The organism is Nonomuraea coxensis DSM 45129, assembly GCF_019397265.1.
Taxonomy (GTDB): Bacteria; Actinomycetota; Actinomycetes; order Streptosporangiales; family Streptosporangiaceae; genus Nonomuraea; species Nonomuraea coxensis.
In genome coordinates, this window is sequence record NZ_CP068985.1 from 8,076,746 (window position 1) to 8,091,152 (window position 14,407).

19 protein-coding genes and 1 pseudogene are annotated in these 14,407 nt (G+C 68.6%); 9 read left to right on the top strand and 11 right to left on the bottom strand.

Going from position 1 to position 14,407, the window contains the following annotated elements:
- Window positions 1–4 precede the first annotated feature (4 nt).
- Entirely contained in the window at window positions 5–988 is a 984-nt protein-coding gene (locus tag Nocox_RS37865; RefSeq protein WP_020545256.1) for a helix-turn-helix transcriptional regulator, read from the bottom strand.
- Between the two features lie 116 nt (window positions 989–1,104).
- Between Nocox_RS37865 and Nocox_RS37870 the strand changes: the two genes are divergently transcribed.
- Both Nocox_RS37870 and Nocox_RS37875 read left to right on the top strand, forming a co-directional pair.
- Complete coding sequence (locus Nocox_RS37870; protein WP_020545257.1) at window positions 1,105–1,500, top strand: RidA family protein; 396 nt, start codon at window positions 1,105–1,107, stop codon at window positions 1,498–1,500.
- 60 nt (window positions 1,501–1,560) lie between these two features.
- Entirely contained in the window at window positions 1,561–2,199 is a 639-nt protein-coding gene (locus Nocox_RS37875; RefSeq protein WP_157383249.1) for a hypothetical protein, read from the top strand.
- Window positions 2,200–2,426: 227 nt separating this feature from the next.
- Here the strand turns inward: Nocox_RS37875 and Nocox_RS37880 are convergent, their stop codons facing one another.
- From Nocox_RS37880 to Nocox_RS37890, 3 genes are all read right to left on the bottom strand, one after another.
- Window positions 2,427–2,744 (bottom strand): winged helix-turn-helix domain-containing protein, encoded by a 318-nt coding sequence (locus Nocox_RS37880; RefSeq protein WP_020545259.1) that lies wholly within the window; start codon window positions 2,742–2,744, stop codon window positions 2,427–2,429.
- Window positions 2,744–3,241 carry a hypothetical protein gene (locus tag Nocox_RS37885; RefSeq protein WP_020545260.1) on the bottom strand — a complete coding sequence of 166 codons (498 nt, stop codon included), beginning with the start codon at window positions 3,239–3,241 and terminating at the stop codon, window positions 2,744–2,746. Before Nocox_RS37885 ends, Nocox_RS37880 begins: the two co-directional genes overlap by 1 nt.
- Before the next feature lie 78 nt (window positions 3,242–3,319).
- A complete protein-coding gene (locus Nocox_RS37890; RefSeq protein ID WP_020545261.1) occupies window positions 3,320–3,487 on the bottom strand; it encodes a hypothetical protein in 168 nt (55 codons plus the stop codon).
- A gap of 168 nt (window positions 3,488–3,655) precedes the next feature.
- On the opposite strand from Nocox_RS37890, the gene Nocox_RS37895 reads away from it, so the two are divergent.
- Window positions 3,656–4,294 (top strand): hypothetical protein, encoded by a 639-nt coding sequence (locus Nocox_RS37895; protein ID WP_020545263.1) that lies wholly within the window; start codon window positions 3,656–3,658, stop codon window positions 4,292–4,294.
- A 177-nt stretch (window positions 4,295–4,471) separates the two neighbouring features.
- Here the strand turns inward: Nocox_RS37895 and Nocox_RS37900 are convergent.
- The 3 genes from Nocox_RS37900 to Nocox_RS37910 all read right to left on the bottom strand — a co-directional run bounded on the left by Nocox_RS37900 (window position 4,472) and on the right by Nocox_RS37910 (window position 6,920).
- Window positions 4,472–5,649 (bottom strand): IS3 family transposase gene (locus tag Nocox_RS37900; RefSeq protein ID WP_085996038.1). Its coding sequence is split into 2 segments (ribosomal slippage): window positions 4,472–5,385 and window positions 5,385–5,649, totalling 1,179 coding nucleotides; the frame shifts between segments, so codons are not numbered across the junction.
- Window positions 5,650–5,673: 24 nt separating this feature from the next.
- Entirely contained in the window at window positions 5,674–6,195 is a 522-nt protein-coding gene (locus Nocox_RS37905) for a hypothetical protein (protein WP_169577065.1), read from the bottom strand.
- Between the two features lie 233 nt (window positions 6,196–6,428).
- Window positions 6,429–6,920, bottom strand: a complete 492-nt coding sequence (locus Nocox_RS37910; protein ID WP_020545267.1) for a hypothetical protein — start codon at window positions 6,918–6,920, stop codon at window positions 6,429–6,431.
- Window positions 6,921–7,056: 136 nt separating this feature from the next.
- On the opposite strand from Nocox_RS37910, the gene Nocox_RS37915 reads away from it, so the two are divergent.
- From Nocox_RS37915 to Nocox_RS37920, 3 genes and pseudogenes are all read left to right on the top strand, one after another.
- Window positions 7,057–7,599: a hypothetical protein gene (locus tag Nocox_RS37915; protein ID WP_157383252.1), complete on the top strand. Its 543-nt coding sequence runs from the start codon at window positions 7,057–7,059 to the stop codon at window positions 7,597–7,599.
- A gap of 279 nt (window positions 7,600–7,878) precedes the next feature.
- Window positions 7,879–8,133: pseudogene (locus Nocox_RS44300) on the top strand (hypothetical protein); the annotation flags it as partial.
- Window positions 8,130–8,408 carry a hypothetical protein gene (locus Nocox_RS37920; protein WP_020545269.1) on the top strand — a complete coding sequence of 93 codons (279 nt, stop codon included), beginning with the start codon at window positions 8,130–8,132 and terminating at the stop codon, window positions 8,406–8,408. The pseudogene Nocox_RS44300 and the gene Nocox_RS37920, both read left to right, overlap by 4 nt.
- A 222-nt stretch (window positions 8,409–8,630) precedes the next feature.
- On the opposite strand, the gene Nocox_RS37925 is transcribed toward Nocox_RS37920, so the two are convergent.
- Entirely contained in the window at window positions 8,631–9,449 is an 819-nt protein-coding gene (locus Nocox_RS37925; RefSeq protein WP_051112666.1) for an FAD-dependent monooxygenase, read from the bottom strand.
- 82 nt (window positions 9,450–9,531) lie between these two features.
- The gene (locus tag Nocox_RS37930; RefSeq protein WP_020545270.1) at window positions 9,532–10,038 is read right to left on the bottom strand and encodes a TetR/AcrR family transcriptional regulator; all 507 of its coding nucleotides are present in this window, start codon (window positions 10,036–10,038) and stop codon (window positions 9,532–9,534) included.
- 526 nt (window positions 10,039–10,564) lie between these two features.
- Here Nocox_RS37930 and Nocox_RS37935 point away from each other — a divergent pair.
- Window positions 10,565–10,696, top strand: coding sequence for a LuxR C-terminal-related transcriptional regulator (locus Nocox_RS37935; protein WP_020545272.1), 132 nt, complete (start codon window positions 10,565–10,567; stop codon window positions 10,694–10,696).
- A gap of 65 nt (window positions 10,697–10,761) precedes the next feature.
- Here the strand turns inward: Nocox_RS37935 and Nocox_RS44305 are convergent, their stop codons facing one another.
- Window positions 10,762–10,953, bottom strand: a complete 192-nt coding sequence (locus tag Nocox_RS44305) for a dihydrofolate reductase family protein (protein ID WP_211212745.1) — start codon at window positions 10,951–10,953, stop codon at window positions 10,762–10,764.
- 281 nt (window positions 10,954–11,234) lie between these two features.
- Window positions 11,235–12,209, bottom strand: a complete 975-nt coding sequence (locus Nocox_RS37945) for a helix-turn-helix transcriptional regulator (RefSeq protein ID WP_020545273.1) — start codon at window positions 12,207–12,209, stop codon at window positions 11,235–11,237.
- 56 nt (window positions 12,210–12,265) lie between these two features.
- Here Nocox_RS37945 and Nocox_RS37950 point away from each other — a divergent pair, with 56 nt between their 5' ends.
- Together Nocox_RS37950 and Nocox_RS37955 are read left to right on the top strand one after the other, a co-directional pair.
- On the top strand, window positions 12,266–13,456 hold the full coding sequence (locus Nocox_RS37950) for an epoxide hydrolase family protein (RefSeq protein ID WP_020545274.1): 1,191 nt from the start codon (window positions 12,266–12,268) through the stop codon (window positions 13,454–13,456).
- A 63-nt stretch (window positions 13,457–13,519) separates the two neighbouring features.
- Window positions 13,520–14,362, top strand: coding sequence for an NAD(P)H-binding protein (locus tag Nocox_RS37955; RefSeq protein ID WP_020545275.1), 843 nt, complete (start codon window positions 13,520–13,522; stop codon window positions 14,360–14,362).
- Window positions 14,363–14,407: the final 45 nt, after the last annotated feature.

The window sequence follows — 14,407 nt, forward strand, 5'->3', positions numbered from 1 at the left end:
CACGTCACTCGTAGCGGCCGGCCATCCTGACGGCGCGGTCGTGCAGGTAGTCACGCAACCACTGCGGAGCCAGGACCTCCGCGTACGTCGCGAGCTGCCACAACGCCCATCGGGCGTGCCGGTGGTCCTGGAAGGACACCTCCATCCGCAGCCGGCCGTCCGCGTCGGCCTCTTCGGCCTCTTCGACCTCTTCGGCGAGGACGGCCAGCGCGGTGCCGACCAGGCCCTCCCGCCGCGCCTGGTCCACCCGTACCAGGACGGTGACCTGGTCGCCGCCGGTCCTGAACCGGGTGCTGCGCTCCTGCCAGGCCCGGCCGAGATCGACCCGGTCGGCCCGCTGGGCGGGTTCGGCGAGCTCCCTGGCGGCCAGGATCCGGGACAGCCGGTAGGTACGGTCCTCGCCCGACCGCGTGGCCAGCAGGTAACCCCGGTCCCGTACGGTGACCAGGCCGACCGGGTCCACCGTGCGCCACTGCGGGTCCTGGCCCTCGGCCGCGTAGTGAATGTCCAGCTTGTGCCCGGCGAACACCGCCCGCAGGACCTCGGCCGCCACGGCGCCCGGCACCTCCTCCTCGGCGAGCCGGCGCGAGAGGAGGTCGATCTCCGGCTCGATGAGCAGGCGCCCGGCCGCCCCTGCCGCGGTGTCCCGATAACTCTCGGGCAGGGCGTCGACCACCTTGAGCATCGCCGAGGCGAGCGCCGAGCCGAGCCCGAACGCCTGCGCGCCGCGCCGCGACCCGGCGACCAGCAGGGCGAGAGCCTCGTCGTGGTTCAACCCGGTCAGCTCGGTACGGAAACCGGGCAGCAACGCGAACCCGCCGTGCCGTCCGCGTTCGGCGTAGACCGGGACGCCGGCCGCGGACAGCGCCTCGATGTCGCGCAGCACCGTACGGGTGGACACCTCCAGCTCGCGGGCGAGCGCGGTCGCGGACAGCCGGCCGTGCTGCCGCAGCAGCAGCACCAGCGAGACCAACCGGTCGGCACGCATCCAAGAACATTAGCGAAATACACGACACAGGATGTCGTGCTTTGTTTGCCAGGCTCTTCGACGCGCCCGAAAGGTGACGGCGCGATGTCGACGAACCGTATGGAGCTGATGTGGCGATGGAACGAACGGCGATCAACCCGTGGCCGTGGTCCCTGGAGCTGGGCTACAACCAGGGCGAGGTCGTCTCCGGCGACACCCGGACCCTGTACTGCTCCGGGCAGACCGCGATGAGCGGCGACGGCAAGCCCCAGCACGCCGATGACATGGCGGCGCAGCTGACGCTGAGCCTCGACAACCTGGAGGCCGTGCTCGCCGAGGCCGGCATGACCCTGGCGAACCTCGTCCGGCTCAACGTCTACACGACCGACGTCGACCGGCTCTTCGAGCATTACGGCGCGCTGGCGTCCCGGCTGGGCGCCGCCGGGGTGGCCCCGGCCACCACGATGCTCGGCGTGACCCGGCTGGCGATCCCCGGCCTGATGGTCGAGCTTGAGGGCACCGCCGTCGCGTGACCCGCGGGGCGGCGCGACAATCCTGCGAACTTCCGGTCATGGCCGCGCATCTCATAATTCATGATCAAAAAGACGGTGACCGTGGCGTTGGCGATCGGCACGGTCCTGGCAGGAACGAGCGCCGCCCACGCCACCGCCACCAGGATTCCGAAGTACTTCCTGCTGACCGAGCGCGCGGCCGCCGCGGGAGCGGTCGTCGAGGGCGAGGAGTGGTGGAAGATCAGCGACAGCCTGTCCCGCCCGCTCGAGTTCAACCCCTGCCGCTCGAAGGCGAAGGGGAAACCCCGCGACGGCCGGGTGGCCATGCGCACCATCACCTACCTCTCCAGCGCACCGTCGGGCTCCAGCGAACAGCTCGTCCTGTACGCGAACGCCAGATCCGCCCAGGCAGCCTTCCGTAAGCTCCGGGCGGACCTGGCCAGGTGCTCGAAGCCGGCAGTGGTGAAACGCGACCGGTTCGGCTACGTGACCAAGCCGTTGCGCGTCGGCGACGAGGCTCTCTCGGTGGCGGGTCACGAGTACGGCCCGACCGGCAGGCGTCTGTCCCCGTCCGACGACCTGGCGGTGGTCGCGCGCCGGGGCGCCGCCCTGTTCCTCTACACCGCCAACGCCAGGGGCCGAGGAGCGAAGAAGGAGATCACCGCCCAGGCCGGAAAAATGGCGAAGAAGGTGTGCGGCCTTCCCGGCGTGTGCCCGTGATGTCACAACCCTCATGAAGGCGGCGTCCGAGCTTCGTCGAGCGCATCCGAAACACCGTAACCGGGATCGACGCGGCCGGACGGGCCGTGACGTCGGCGAAAGGTCGACGGCATCCTGGCGATCCGGACCGAGGACGCCCGCGTCACCGGCATCTCCTACGCCCGCAACCCCGACAAGCCGGCGTACGTAGCGTCCGAGACCCCCCTCACCCTGGACGACGAGCGCCGCTACTCGGCGGCGGGCCGCTCGCCGGACGTCCGGGCGAGCGCCACGATCCGCTCCAGCGCCGCCGCGTGCCGCACGAAGGCCTCCCGGCCCTGGGGGGTGAGCTGCACGTACGTACGCCGCGCACGCTTGTCCTGGCTCTTGCGCACGACGACGTATCCGGCGCCGGCCAGCGCGGAGACCTGCTTGGACAGGGCCGAGTCGCTGGTGCCGATCGAGTCCCGGAGGAAGCCGAAGTCCACCCAGTCGGCCGGCGCCAGCACCGCCACGATCGACAGCCTGGCCGGTACGTGCAGGAACTCGTCGAACTGCGGATCCATCAGCGCCGCCCGCGGCCCTGCTGGACGAGCGACCTCATGACCAGGCGGTTGAGTGGCACGGCCGCGACGTACGCGAGAGCCCCCAGGACGGCGCCGGCCATGGCCTGCGACATCAGGCCGTGCGCGGGCGCGCCAAGGAGCGCGAACGCGAGGATGCGCCCCACAGCGAAGACCATGCAGACCCCGATGAGCACCACGCTGTGGTACAGCGCCTCCTGGACGGTGGGCTGCCTCCGGACCGCGGACCGATATTCGTAGACGACGCCCACGGCCACGAACAGGGCGAATCCGAGCGCGCCGCCGATGTACTGCCACGGCGCCCCCAGGTCGATCGCGGCGAAGCTGATGAACAGACCGAACGCGACGATGATCACACGAGGCATCGCGAAGCTGCGCCGGACGATCTCGTTCCTGGTCGTTTCCTGGAGCCGGCGGATGTCGTCGAGTGACGACTGGGCGTCGCGCGGGTTCAAGAAGGCCACCTCCATGGTCGGCATGACTACTTTCCCATAAGGAAAGTAGCACGTGCTTTCCTCAGAGGAAAGTCGTCATGGAGCCCCTACCCCTCGCGCACGTCATCCGCCGCCGATGTCGTGGGCCGAGGGATCCGCCACGACGCCGAACCGCCACGCGACCCCGGGACGCTCCACCGTCGGCGCGACCGGATTCTCCATGACCTCGATCATCAGGATCCGACCCGCCTTGACTCCGCCGGCACCCCAGTCGACCAGTTCCTTCCCCAACTACTCGACGTCCCGGAAGTCGTAGACCTTGAGGTTGATTGATCCGTCCTGATTCTTCGTCAAGGCACACGCCAGGTCGGCCGAGCCGAGCAAGGAAGACACGACCACCCGCCGCGCCCGCCGCCGCTTTCGCCGAAAACGCGGAGAAACACCCCGTGATCGGGCACGATGGGCGACGTGCCCTGGACGTCGCCGACCAGCCCGTGGGACAAGCTCCGGTACGTCGCCGCGTACGTGACCTTGGTCGCGGTGACCGGCAGCGCCGCCGTCCTGCTCGTGGCGCTCAACCTCGATGTGGGGCAGAGCATGTGGCCCGACGCGCAACCTGATGACCAAGTGATGGCGAAGTGGCGTACCGCCGCCGCCCTGGCCTACACCTCCGGCAGCGCGGTCGGCCACGTGTGCGCCCTGGTGGCCGGCCTGCTCGCCGCCCACTGGGCCAGGGATAACACTCGACGGACGGGCCTCGCCGCGGCGGTCCTCGCCGGCGCCGGACTGGGCCTGGCAGACCTGGCGGCGGCATCGTGGACGGCCGCTCCTCGCCTACGCGACCTCGCAGCCTCACCCGCCCTGACGGACAACGACGGCAGACTGATCGTCGACCCCGGCCTCCAGCACCATGGCAGCATCCCGGCCGCCATGGCCGCCGTCTTCGCGACGCTCCTGATCGTCGCCGCCCTCGGGTCCGCCGTCGCTCAGGCGAGACCAGTCAACAAAGCCTTGCTCATCCTGGTATCTCTCGCACTCGCACCTGTCGCCCATTTCCTGATCCCGGCCGTTGTGCTGATCCCCGGAGTGGACCCGTGACCCCCATCTGCCCGAATATCGTTCAGACTCCTTCGAACCAGATGTACCAGGGGCCCTTGAGGTGCTCATAGTCGCCCTCCACGGGATCCGGCACCCGATCCGGGCTGTACGCCGAAGCCGTAGCTCGCCCAACTGAGGGGCCACGGTGATTCCGGACAGCCGTCTTATGGGCGTAGCCTATGCGGCCGTTTGCGCTGAGAGGGACTCGTTGAGGACCTCCAAGGGAGGCCGGTAGCCGAGCGCCGAATGCAGGCGCCGGTGGTTGTAGAACCCTTCGATGTAGCGGATGACCTGCCGTCTTGCCTTGGCTCGGGTGGTGAAGACGAAGCGGTGCAGCCATTCGTTCTTGAGCGCGGAGAAGAACGATTCGGCCATGGCGTTGTCCCAGCAGACCCCGGTGCGGCCAACCGATCGGCGGATGCCCAGGCCGGTCAGGAAGCGGCCGAACTCGTCCGAGGTGTAGTTCGAGCCGCGGTCGGCGTGGAACACCGCATTGGGCTGGAGCAGGCCGGTGCCGGTGGCCATCCGGATCGCGTCCTTGATCAGCTCGGTGCGGTAGTGATCGGCCATCGCCCAGCCCAGCACCGCCTTGCTGTGACAGTCGATCACCGTGGCCAGGTAGAGGAAGCCCTCCCACGTGCGGATGTAGGTGATGTCGCCGACCAGCTTGACGCCCGGACGGGCGGCGGTGAAGTCGCGGCCCACCAGGTCGGGGATGCCACGGTAGTCGCCCTGGACGGTGGTGGCCGGCCGGAATGCCCTCACCTGGGCCGGGACGAGGCCCTGCTCGCGCATCAGAGCACGCACCAGTTCAGGGGAACAGCGCTCGCCACGACGGGCCAGGGCGGCGTGCACGCGCCGGTAGCCGTAGGTCTCGTGCGAGCCGGCGAAGACCTCGACGACCAGCGCGGCCAGCATGGTCCGGCGTTGCGCGGTGGCCGAGGCCGGCCGCTCGCGCCACTCGTAGTAGCCCGAGCGGGACACGCTCAGCCAGGCGCACATTTTCACGATGGAGTGACGGGCCTTCTCCGCGTCGATGAGCTCGTACTTGGCGAGGGTCATCGAGTCTCGGAGGCGAAGAAGGCGGCCGCTTTTTTCAGGAAGATCAACTTCTCCCGCAGCTCGGCGTTCTCCCGCTCCAGCTCCCGAATCCGGGCCCGGTCCGGCCCGGAGACCGGCCGCAGCTGCTCCTCCTGCGCGCTCACGATCCGATGCCGGTTCACCCAGCTGCCCAGAGTGCTGGCGTTGATGTCGAACTCCCGCGCCACCGACGCGACCGTCCGCTCGCCCTCCAGTACCATGCGGACGGCTTCTTCCTTGAACTCCGGCGAGAACTGCCTGCGACGCCTCGTCACGTACCTACCTCTTCCAGACTGCTGTCAGCTTATGTAGCTGGCTGTCCGGAAACTTCTAGGCACCTCACTTATGTACGCCATGTTGCTCATGGACAGTCCTGTGCTCATAACCTGCCTGCGCAGTTCGCTGCTCAGGTGTGTCTCTTCGAGCCGCTCAACCGTAACGAGAGCGGACGGCCATCTGGCCGATTCCAGCCAGATCTCGGGCGGCTGCCTGTCCGATACGTGCCAGCCATGCTGCTTCAGCCGATGTCCGGCCTCGGTGACCACGTCCTCCTTCGCGTTTCCATCGAGATAGATCACGAGGTCGTCTATTTCGACGTAGTTGTTCTCCCACTGGTGCCCCACGATGCTCTCTTCGCCGACAACCCGGCCGATGGCCCGTAACTGCGAGAGCATGGCCGGGTCTATGCGCGATATACGGGGGCCGAAGAAGAAGTACAGCGCGGCGCCCACCAGGCCCATCACCACGAGCAAAACAGCGAACGAAGCCACCAGCGGTACCACGACGCTCTTCAGGCGATTACGTCCGTACGACAATGTCATGCCACTGCACCTCCGCAACCAATCGACCATGCTGCCGGTCAGCACGCCCGGCAATCAAGGGCGAGCGCTGCCGAAGGCACCATCGCTCCTTCGCTCGCCGGAACGGATCTCCGAGATCCTCTCAGAGACGGCGCGGGTCTGGTTGATCGCCAACGTCGCGGCGGAGGCATTGAATGGATCTTGCAGTCTTTGGGGTCAGCAATGTCATTGCCACCTACAGTGTGGAGTTGCAGCTATGCGGTAACCGCCACGGCCCGTGCTCCAGCCAGCGCCTCGACACCAGCGTCAGGTGCCCCTTCGGACGGAAGGCGCACGCCCAGCCGTGCGGGTAGTGCCCGCCGCCGAAGGAGCGCGCCCGGTAGGGCTCCGCGCGATACCCCCCACTCGCGGTGCACGCCGGCGAAGGACGCCGGCCTGAAGCGTGTGCCGGCGAGCGACCGCAGCATGTCCACGGGGCCGAGCTCGTGGACGGAGTCGAGACGGACCGGCTCGCCCTTGTCCAGCGACAGGAACGACCCGTCCTGGTGGTGCGCAGAGCCTGGTCGGCGAGCCATGGCCGACAGGTCGCAGCGGCGCATGTCCGCCGGCCACCGCTCACGCATCTCGCCGGGCTGGTCGTCCACCGAGAGCTCGCTCGGCAGCCCGGGCGGCACCAGCCAGTCGGGCAGCGAGCCGAGGACGGCGAACAGGTCGGGGCCGGTCAGCTCGATGCGCAGGCTCTTCAAGGCTCCTCGAAACGCGCTCACCTCCGGCGAATGACCGGAGGGCCCGGAACGGTGCTGGGAGCCCAGCGTGGCCGTTCGAGCGCGCTACAAGAGCGTTGCAGCCGAACCACAAGCGGGCTTCCCTAGCCTCGAGATCATGTTGACGACCCTGGTTGTGACCGCCTCCCTCCTGTTCACCGGCGCACCCGCGCAGAGCGTGGCGACCAAGCCGCTGTCTTTCCGCGGCATGACGCTCCAGATCCCCAAGACCTGGAAAGTCGGGAAAGAAGACATGTGGGGCATCCACGTCAAGACCGGCGGCTGCGACCGGCTCGCCGTCGAGTGCCGCGGGTTCTACCTCGTCGGGCCGGAGGGCATCTCCCTGGCCCGCCACGGCAACCCTTACGACCCCGAGAAGCCGTACCACCCGGGCAACGGGCTCGCGGCCTGCGCACCCGACAAGCGCTACGTGGAGGACTTCCCCGGCAAGCTCGTCGACCGTGGTCTCCGCCCGGTCGGCGCGGGACACAAGGCCACCTACCGCGTCTGGCGCGTCGGCTGCTCGACGCAGTCGGGTAAGCGGACCGGCGTCTCCTATCAGGAGCGGATCTGGCACCTGCCCAAGTCGAAGATCCTCATCTTCGACCAGTGGAGCGACAGCCGGCTCGGTGCGATTCTCAGGCGGGCGACCTGGAGCTGAGCCCGCCGATCACGATGCTCGCGACCACGGCGAAACAGAGCAGGTGCGAGAACGGCCGTGGCGGCAGTGGTGATCAGCACGAACTGCCGTCGCGCCAGGACGTGGAGCGCGCGGATGTGCCGGAGCGCCACTCCCCCGAGCGCCGCGCGATCCTGGTGCTCCGCGATCTCGAAGGGGTACCGGACTTCCCGCGGGTGGCAGCCGGTACGGTGAAGTCGCGCCCGCGAATGCCTTCGCCGTGCCGCCTTCCGGTGGACCAGGGCCGCCGACCCCTCTGCCAAGCTCTACATCAACGACTTCGGCGTCGAGTGGAGCACCCCCAAGCTTCGACCGCCTCCACGAGCGCGGGCCTATCCGCGCCACCGCGGTCGACCTGACCGACGCCCGGCAGAGAGCCGCCCACGTCGCAGCCAAACCCCGCGTGCTGCCCCCGGCACCCGACCACAAAACCCGCGATCTGCCGAAGATCTGCCACCAGCAGACCATCACCCTGCACCCCGACGACCTCGGCCACCTCGACAAGTTCCGCCATGACCTGGCTGATGACGGAGGGACTGAACGGCCGTCTCAAGGGCCACGACCTCGACCTGAGTGACCCGAAGAGTCGGCTCGCCCACGGCCGCGTCGCCCAGACCATCCTGGTCGCCTTGCTCGTCACCGTCGCCAACGACCACTTCCTCGACGCCTGGCGCCACACCCACCAACCCCCAGACGAGCCCGACGCATCCGCCGAGACCTTCGAGATCCCAGCAGAGCACCTCGACCGCTCGCCACTCACGGGCCGAGGCCGGCCACCACCTATCCCATAACCGGCAATTCAGATCACCTTGTCGCACCACCCGGGCCTTCCCGGATACCCGCTCCCCGGCCCCCAAACCAGGACGAACCCGATTCGGAAACCCCTGAAACGACAAGATCCCGTCTGATCTCGAAGATCAGACGGGATCCCGTCAACTTCAGTCCGGCCGTCTCAAGAACGGCCCTGGGTGGGGTGTTCACGAGTACAGCTGACCTGCGGAGCAGTGGCGTCGTCAGAGATCACTTCCCGGACAGGAGTTGATCGTTTCCCGGGCTGTCGGGTACGGCCGGGCGTCATCGGCGGGTCCTGCATGTGGGTTTCGCCGCATTCCGGCCACCTTTCCGAGCAAATACATCAACGGTGCGGGGGCGCCCGGGAGGGCCGCGTACACGAACAACCCGCGCTCGGTCCGGTGGTGCAGGAACGGCGGGATGGGTCCGTACCCGGGAATGTCGAGCCGGCCGGTGACCGGATCGACGAGCTCGGCCGGCACGACGGCGTGCGCGGTGCGCGCGATCGTCTCGTCGGTCGTCACGCCGGGGAAGGCGATCCCGGCCAGCTTGCGTACGATGCTGTGCCCGCCGTCGGCGCCGATCAGGTAGCGCGTTTCGATCGTGTACGGCCCGGCCGGCCCGCTGACCTGGAGGGTCACGCCATCCGCGTCCTGGGTGAATCCGGTGAGCTCGTGACCGCGCCGGATCTCGAGATGGAGCTCGACAGCCCGTTCCTCCAGCATCTGCTCGATCCTGCGCTGCGGGACCAGGAGGGTATAGAGCGGGTTGTCGTCCAGCACACTCAGGTCGATCGGCAACGCGCCGAAGACGAATCCGGGAGCGGGCCGGGGTGGGTCCGGGTTTCCAGTGAGCCGCTTGTACAGGCCTCGCCGGTCGAGCGTCCGTACCACCTGGCCGACCAGGCCATTGGCGCGGTTCTCCTCGGTGCGCTCCGGCAGACGCTCCAGGACCAGGGAGCGGACTCCGGCCAGGCTGAGCTCACAGGCCAGCATCAGGCCGTTGGGCCCGGCTCCGGCTATGACGACATCGGCGATCATGGCGCTCCTTCGGGCATGACGGATCGACCGGCGACAGGCCGGCTGATCCTCGATAGGGAAGACGGGGAAGGTCTGGGAAAGGTCAGGGCGTGGGCAGGCCGGCGGCGACCTGGCCGAGGGCGTCGCGCAGCAGCTCCTCGAACGGTGCCGGCGCATCGCCGTGGAGCCACAGATGGATGGCCGCGAGTATGGCGGCGCCGACCGCGCCGGCGACCAGGTGCGGATACAGATCACGATCGGCATCGGTGCCGGTGCGCTCGGCGACCGCCGCGGCCAGCGCATCCAGCGCGGCCGTGTGGGCTTTGAGGAACTCGCCCCGGTGCTCCGGATGCTGGGTCATCAGCTTGACCCCGGCAATCCAGCGCTCGTCGGCCGGGCGCTCGGCCTCTTGCATGCCAAGCGCGAACCGGGCGAACACGGCGTTGGTGATGGCCTCCCACAGGGGCTCGCCGTCCGGCCTCGACCGCAGCTCCTCAGCGATCTGGACCGCTCGGTCGAAGTGCCTGGCCGCGATCGCCTCGCCCTTGCTGGAGAAGTAGTTGTTGAACGTGCGGTGCGAGACACCCGCCTCGGCGGCGATGTCCTCCACCTTGACGTTGTCGAAGCCACGCTCGACGGTCAGCTTGATCGCCGCCCAGCTCAGCGCGATCCGGGTTTCTTCCTTCTTGCGCTCTCTCAGCCCTATGCCAACACTCTACCCAAAGTTGCGAACCACGCAAAGATGCGAGTCACGCAAATATGCGTGGCTCGCATGTATGCGGTGGCCTTTGCTCGACGCCTCCTCCTCGCCGCCGCCAAGTCGAGCGACTCGGCCGCGCGCACTCGCTCGCCCGGCACCTCGATGACTTCCTCACCGATCTGGTCCACGCCGGTGCCTCCGGGCACACTCCGCGCGCCTACCGCGGCAATCTGATCGGCAGGGAAACAGGCCGACTGTCCGCTGGCATGACGGAGCCATGGGGTCCAGTCCTACGGCATTGCCGCCGCGGCGGCGGGATGGCCGGCGAGGTTCGCGTGGGGCCAGGCCTGCGGGTTGTCGGCCAGGTCCCGGGAGCGCGACATCCTCGACCTCATGGCCCCGCGGGAAGTCCAACACCGCCATCGCCGAACGACTTGTGCTCAGCGAGAAGACCATTCGCAACAACATCTCCAACATCTTCGCCAAGCTCCACACCACCGATCGTGCCGAAGCCATCGTCAAAGCCCGCCAGGCCGGGCTCGGCGGCTCCGCGACGACCGAGAGATGAGCGTCCAGCTCCATGCCCCGGCCAAGGCGATTCCGGACAGGCCCGCTCAGCGATGACGGGTCATTTCACGATGCGGTAGAGCAGATGGGTGGCCAGCGGGGTGTCGACCACGTTGACCACCTCAAGCTGGATGTGGTCGCCCCCAGGTGGTCGAAGAGCCGCTGGCCCCCGCCGAACAGCACAGGCACCAGATGGATCCCGATCTGGTCGACCAGCCCCGCCCTCATGAACTGCCGCCCGAGGTCCGCGCCGCCCATCACGGCGACGTTCTTGCCGCCGGCGACCTCCCTGGCCTTGCCGCAGGGCGCTTTCGATCCCGTCCGTCACAAAGGTGTGGACGCCGCCCTCGGGCACGTCCTCGAGCGCCCGGTGGGGGTCCTTTCACGCGGCTGATAGACCTCTCGACCATCCATCTACGCGCCGAACGCGAGCAACCTACTTGCCTTACGTGTCTGAACGACCCTCAGGCGGCTGACCAGCCAGTTCGCTTGACTACCCCAGATAACCGCAGGCCCACTTGACAAGGACGCCCGCCATATCAGGTGTGCTGCGGCTGTGGCTCGGTGGCGCGGTGATAGCGGTCGGCGAGTGCACGCACGAGTTCGACGAGTTCCGCGGGCTCCGTCACGGTGAAATCGACGCCGAGCAGGCCGAGGTGAACGGCGAGCGCCTCGATGCTGTCCGCGCCGGTGTCCAGCAGGCAGCGGGTGTCGTCGACCGGCGTGATCGTGCCGATGGCGGCGTTGATTCGTTCGGCGAGCTGTTCGGCTGGTACGTGCACGACGACCTGGGCCCGGTATCGCCAGGCAGCCGACGACACGCCCCGGCGTACCTGGTCGATGGCCTCCTCGGGGAGATCGCGGGGGGTGAATCGGGGACCCGTCGGGGTGCGTGGGTGGAGCCGGTCCACCCGGAACGTCCGCCAGCCGACCCGCTCGACGTCGAACCCGACGAGGTACCACCGTCGTCCCCAGTTGACCAGTCGGTATGGTTCCACCTCGCGCCGGCTCTCGGAGCCGTCGTGGCTTCGGTAGCCGAATCGCAGGCGCTCGTGATCCCGGCAGGCGGCGGCGAGGGCGCTCAGCGTGTCCGCGTCCACCCGTGGGCCCAGGTCGTCCCGGGGTACCGCGACGGCGTACCGCTGGAGGGCGTTGACACGGCGCCGGAGCCGGGTCGGTAGCACCTGCTCCAGTTTGGCCAGCGCGCGCAGCGAGGTCTCCTCGACTCCGGTGATCGTGCCCCCGGCGGCGGTGCGCAGTCCGATCGCCACCGCGACCGCCTCTTCATCGTCGAGCAGCAGCGGCGGCAGCGCGGCCCCGGCACCGAGCCGGTAGCCGCCCACCGCGCCTCGGTTGCCGTGCACCGGATAGCCGAGGTTTCGCAGGCGTTCCACGTCGTTGCGGATGGTGCGGGTGCTGACCGACAGCCGTTCGGCCAGTTCGGCGCCGGTCCACTCGCGGGGCGTCTGGAGCAGCGAGAGCAGGCGCAGCAGCCGCGCCGAGGTTTCCAACATTCTTCGAGTCTGCCCGTTCATTAGGAACGGTTCTTACCTAATTGGTTCCTACGCTGATGACCATGACGAACGACAGCACGATCGCCCCGTTCCGGATCGACATCCCTCAGGCCGAGCTCGACGATCTACAGCAGAGGCTGGCCCGGACTCGGTGGGCGGAGGAGCTGCCCGCGAGCGAGTCGGCGCCGGTCGGCCCGGTGCCGCCGGGTTGGGAGTACGGCGTCCCGGTGGGCTACGTCAAGCAACTGGTCGAGCGGTGGCGCACGGGGTACGACTGGCGGGCCTGGGAGGCGAAGCTGAACGCGTACCCGCAGTTCACCACTGAGATCGACGGCCAGAACATCCACTTCCTGCACGTGCTGTCGCCGGAGCCGGACGCGACGCCGCTGATCCTGACCCACGGCTGGCCGACCTCGGTGGTCGAGTGGCTGGACGTGATCGGCCCGCTCACCGACCCGCGTGCGCACGGCGGCGACCCGGCGGACGCGTTCCATCTGGTCATTCCGTCGGTGCCGGGCTTCGGCTTCTCCGGGCCGACCCGGGAGCGCGGCTGGAATCGGTACCGGGTGGCCCGGGCCTGGGCCGAGCTGATGCGCCGGCTCGGGTACGACCGGTACGGCGCGGCTGGCAACGACGGCGGATCGCTGATCTCGCCCGAGGTGGGCCGGGTTGACCCTGGGCACGTCTGTGGAGTGCACGTGACGCAGGTCTTCTCGTTCCCGTCGGGCGACCCCGCCGAGTCGGCCGGTCTGTCTGAGGAGGAGCGCGGAAAGCTCGCGTTCGCCGAGTGGTTCACCCAGAACCGGGGCGCGTATGACAAGCTCCAGTCCACCGAGCCGCAGAATCTGGCGCACGCACTGGCCGACTCACCGGCCGGCCTGCTGGGCTGGCACGCGCAGCTGCTCGGCGCTTCGCTCGACCCGGATTTCGTGCTCACGAACGTGATGATCTACTGGCTGACCAACACGGCCGCTTCAGCCGCCCGGTTCTACTACGAGGACGCGGCGGCGGCCCCTGTACAGCAGAAGTCGAACGGCCGGGGCACCTCCGTGCCCGAGCCGACCACCGTGCCCCTCGGCCTGGCCAATTTCGCCTGGGACTTTCAGTCGATCCGGACGTTCGCCGACCGCGACCACAAAAATATCTTCTCCTGGAACGTTCATGACCGGGGCAGCCACTTCGCCGCTCACGACGCCCCCGATCTGCTCGTCCACGACATCCGGCAGTTCTTCCGCAAGGTTCGCTGACCGCCGCCGGTTTTTCGGCGGACCCCCCTCAGCCCCCATGTCTTCGCGCGAAAGGAAACACTCATGTATCTCGTCATCGGTGCCACGGCTCACTTCGGACGTCAGGCGGTAGAGGAGCTGGTCGCCGCGGGTGCGCCGGTGCGGGCGCTGACCCGTACTCCGGAGCGGGCGGAGCTTCCGGAGGAAGTCGACGTCGTCCGGGGCGATCTGACCAAGCCCGAGACGCTGCCGGCGGCGCTGGCCGGCGTCGAGGCCGCCTTCCTGGTTCTGCAGTACGGGATGGATGTCGCTCCGCTGCTGGCGGCCGCGGGCCAGGCCGGGGTACGGCGGCTGGTGTTCCTGTCCTCCGGGGCGGTCGTCCCAGGCGCCGAGCAGCAGCCCGACGTGATCGCCCAGTACCACCGCGATGTCGAGCGGGCCATCGAGGCGTCCGGGATCGAGTGGACGTTCCTGCGGCTCCTGTTCCCCGCCATCAACTCGTTGACGTTCGCGATGCAGCTCCAGGGCGGTGACGTCATTCGCGCGCCGTACGCCGAAGCGGCCTTCAGCGCCGTGCACGAGAGGGACGTCGCCGAGGTGGTCGCGCGGACGTTGATCGGCGGCGGGCACGCGGGGCGGGCCTACGACCTGACCGGCCCCGAGTCGCTGACCCAGGCACAGCAGGTCGGCATCCTCGGCGAGATGCTGGGGCGCCCGCTCACCGTCGAGGACCTCGACCCGGAGGCGGTGCTGGAGCAGATGAGCCGGTTCATGGACCCTGAGTTTCTGGCGGCGCTGTTCGGTCTCATGGCGCAGGCGGTCGGCAAGCCCGCGCCGGTCAACGACGTCATCGAGCAGATCACAGGGCACCCCGCGCGCGCCTACACCCGGTGGGCCGCGGATCACCGGGCCGACTTCGGCGGATGATCAACGAGGCAGGGGCGGCATCCGCCGCCCCTGCCGGATGGACGG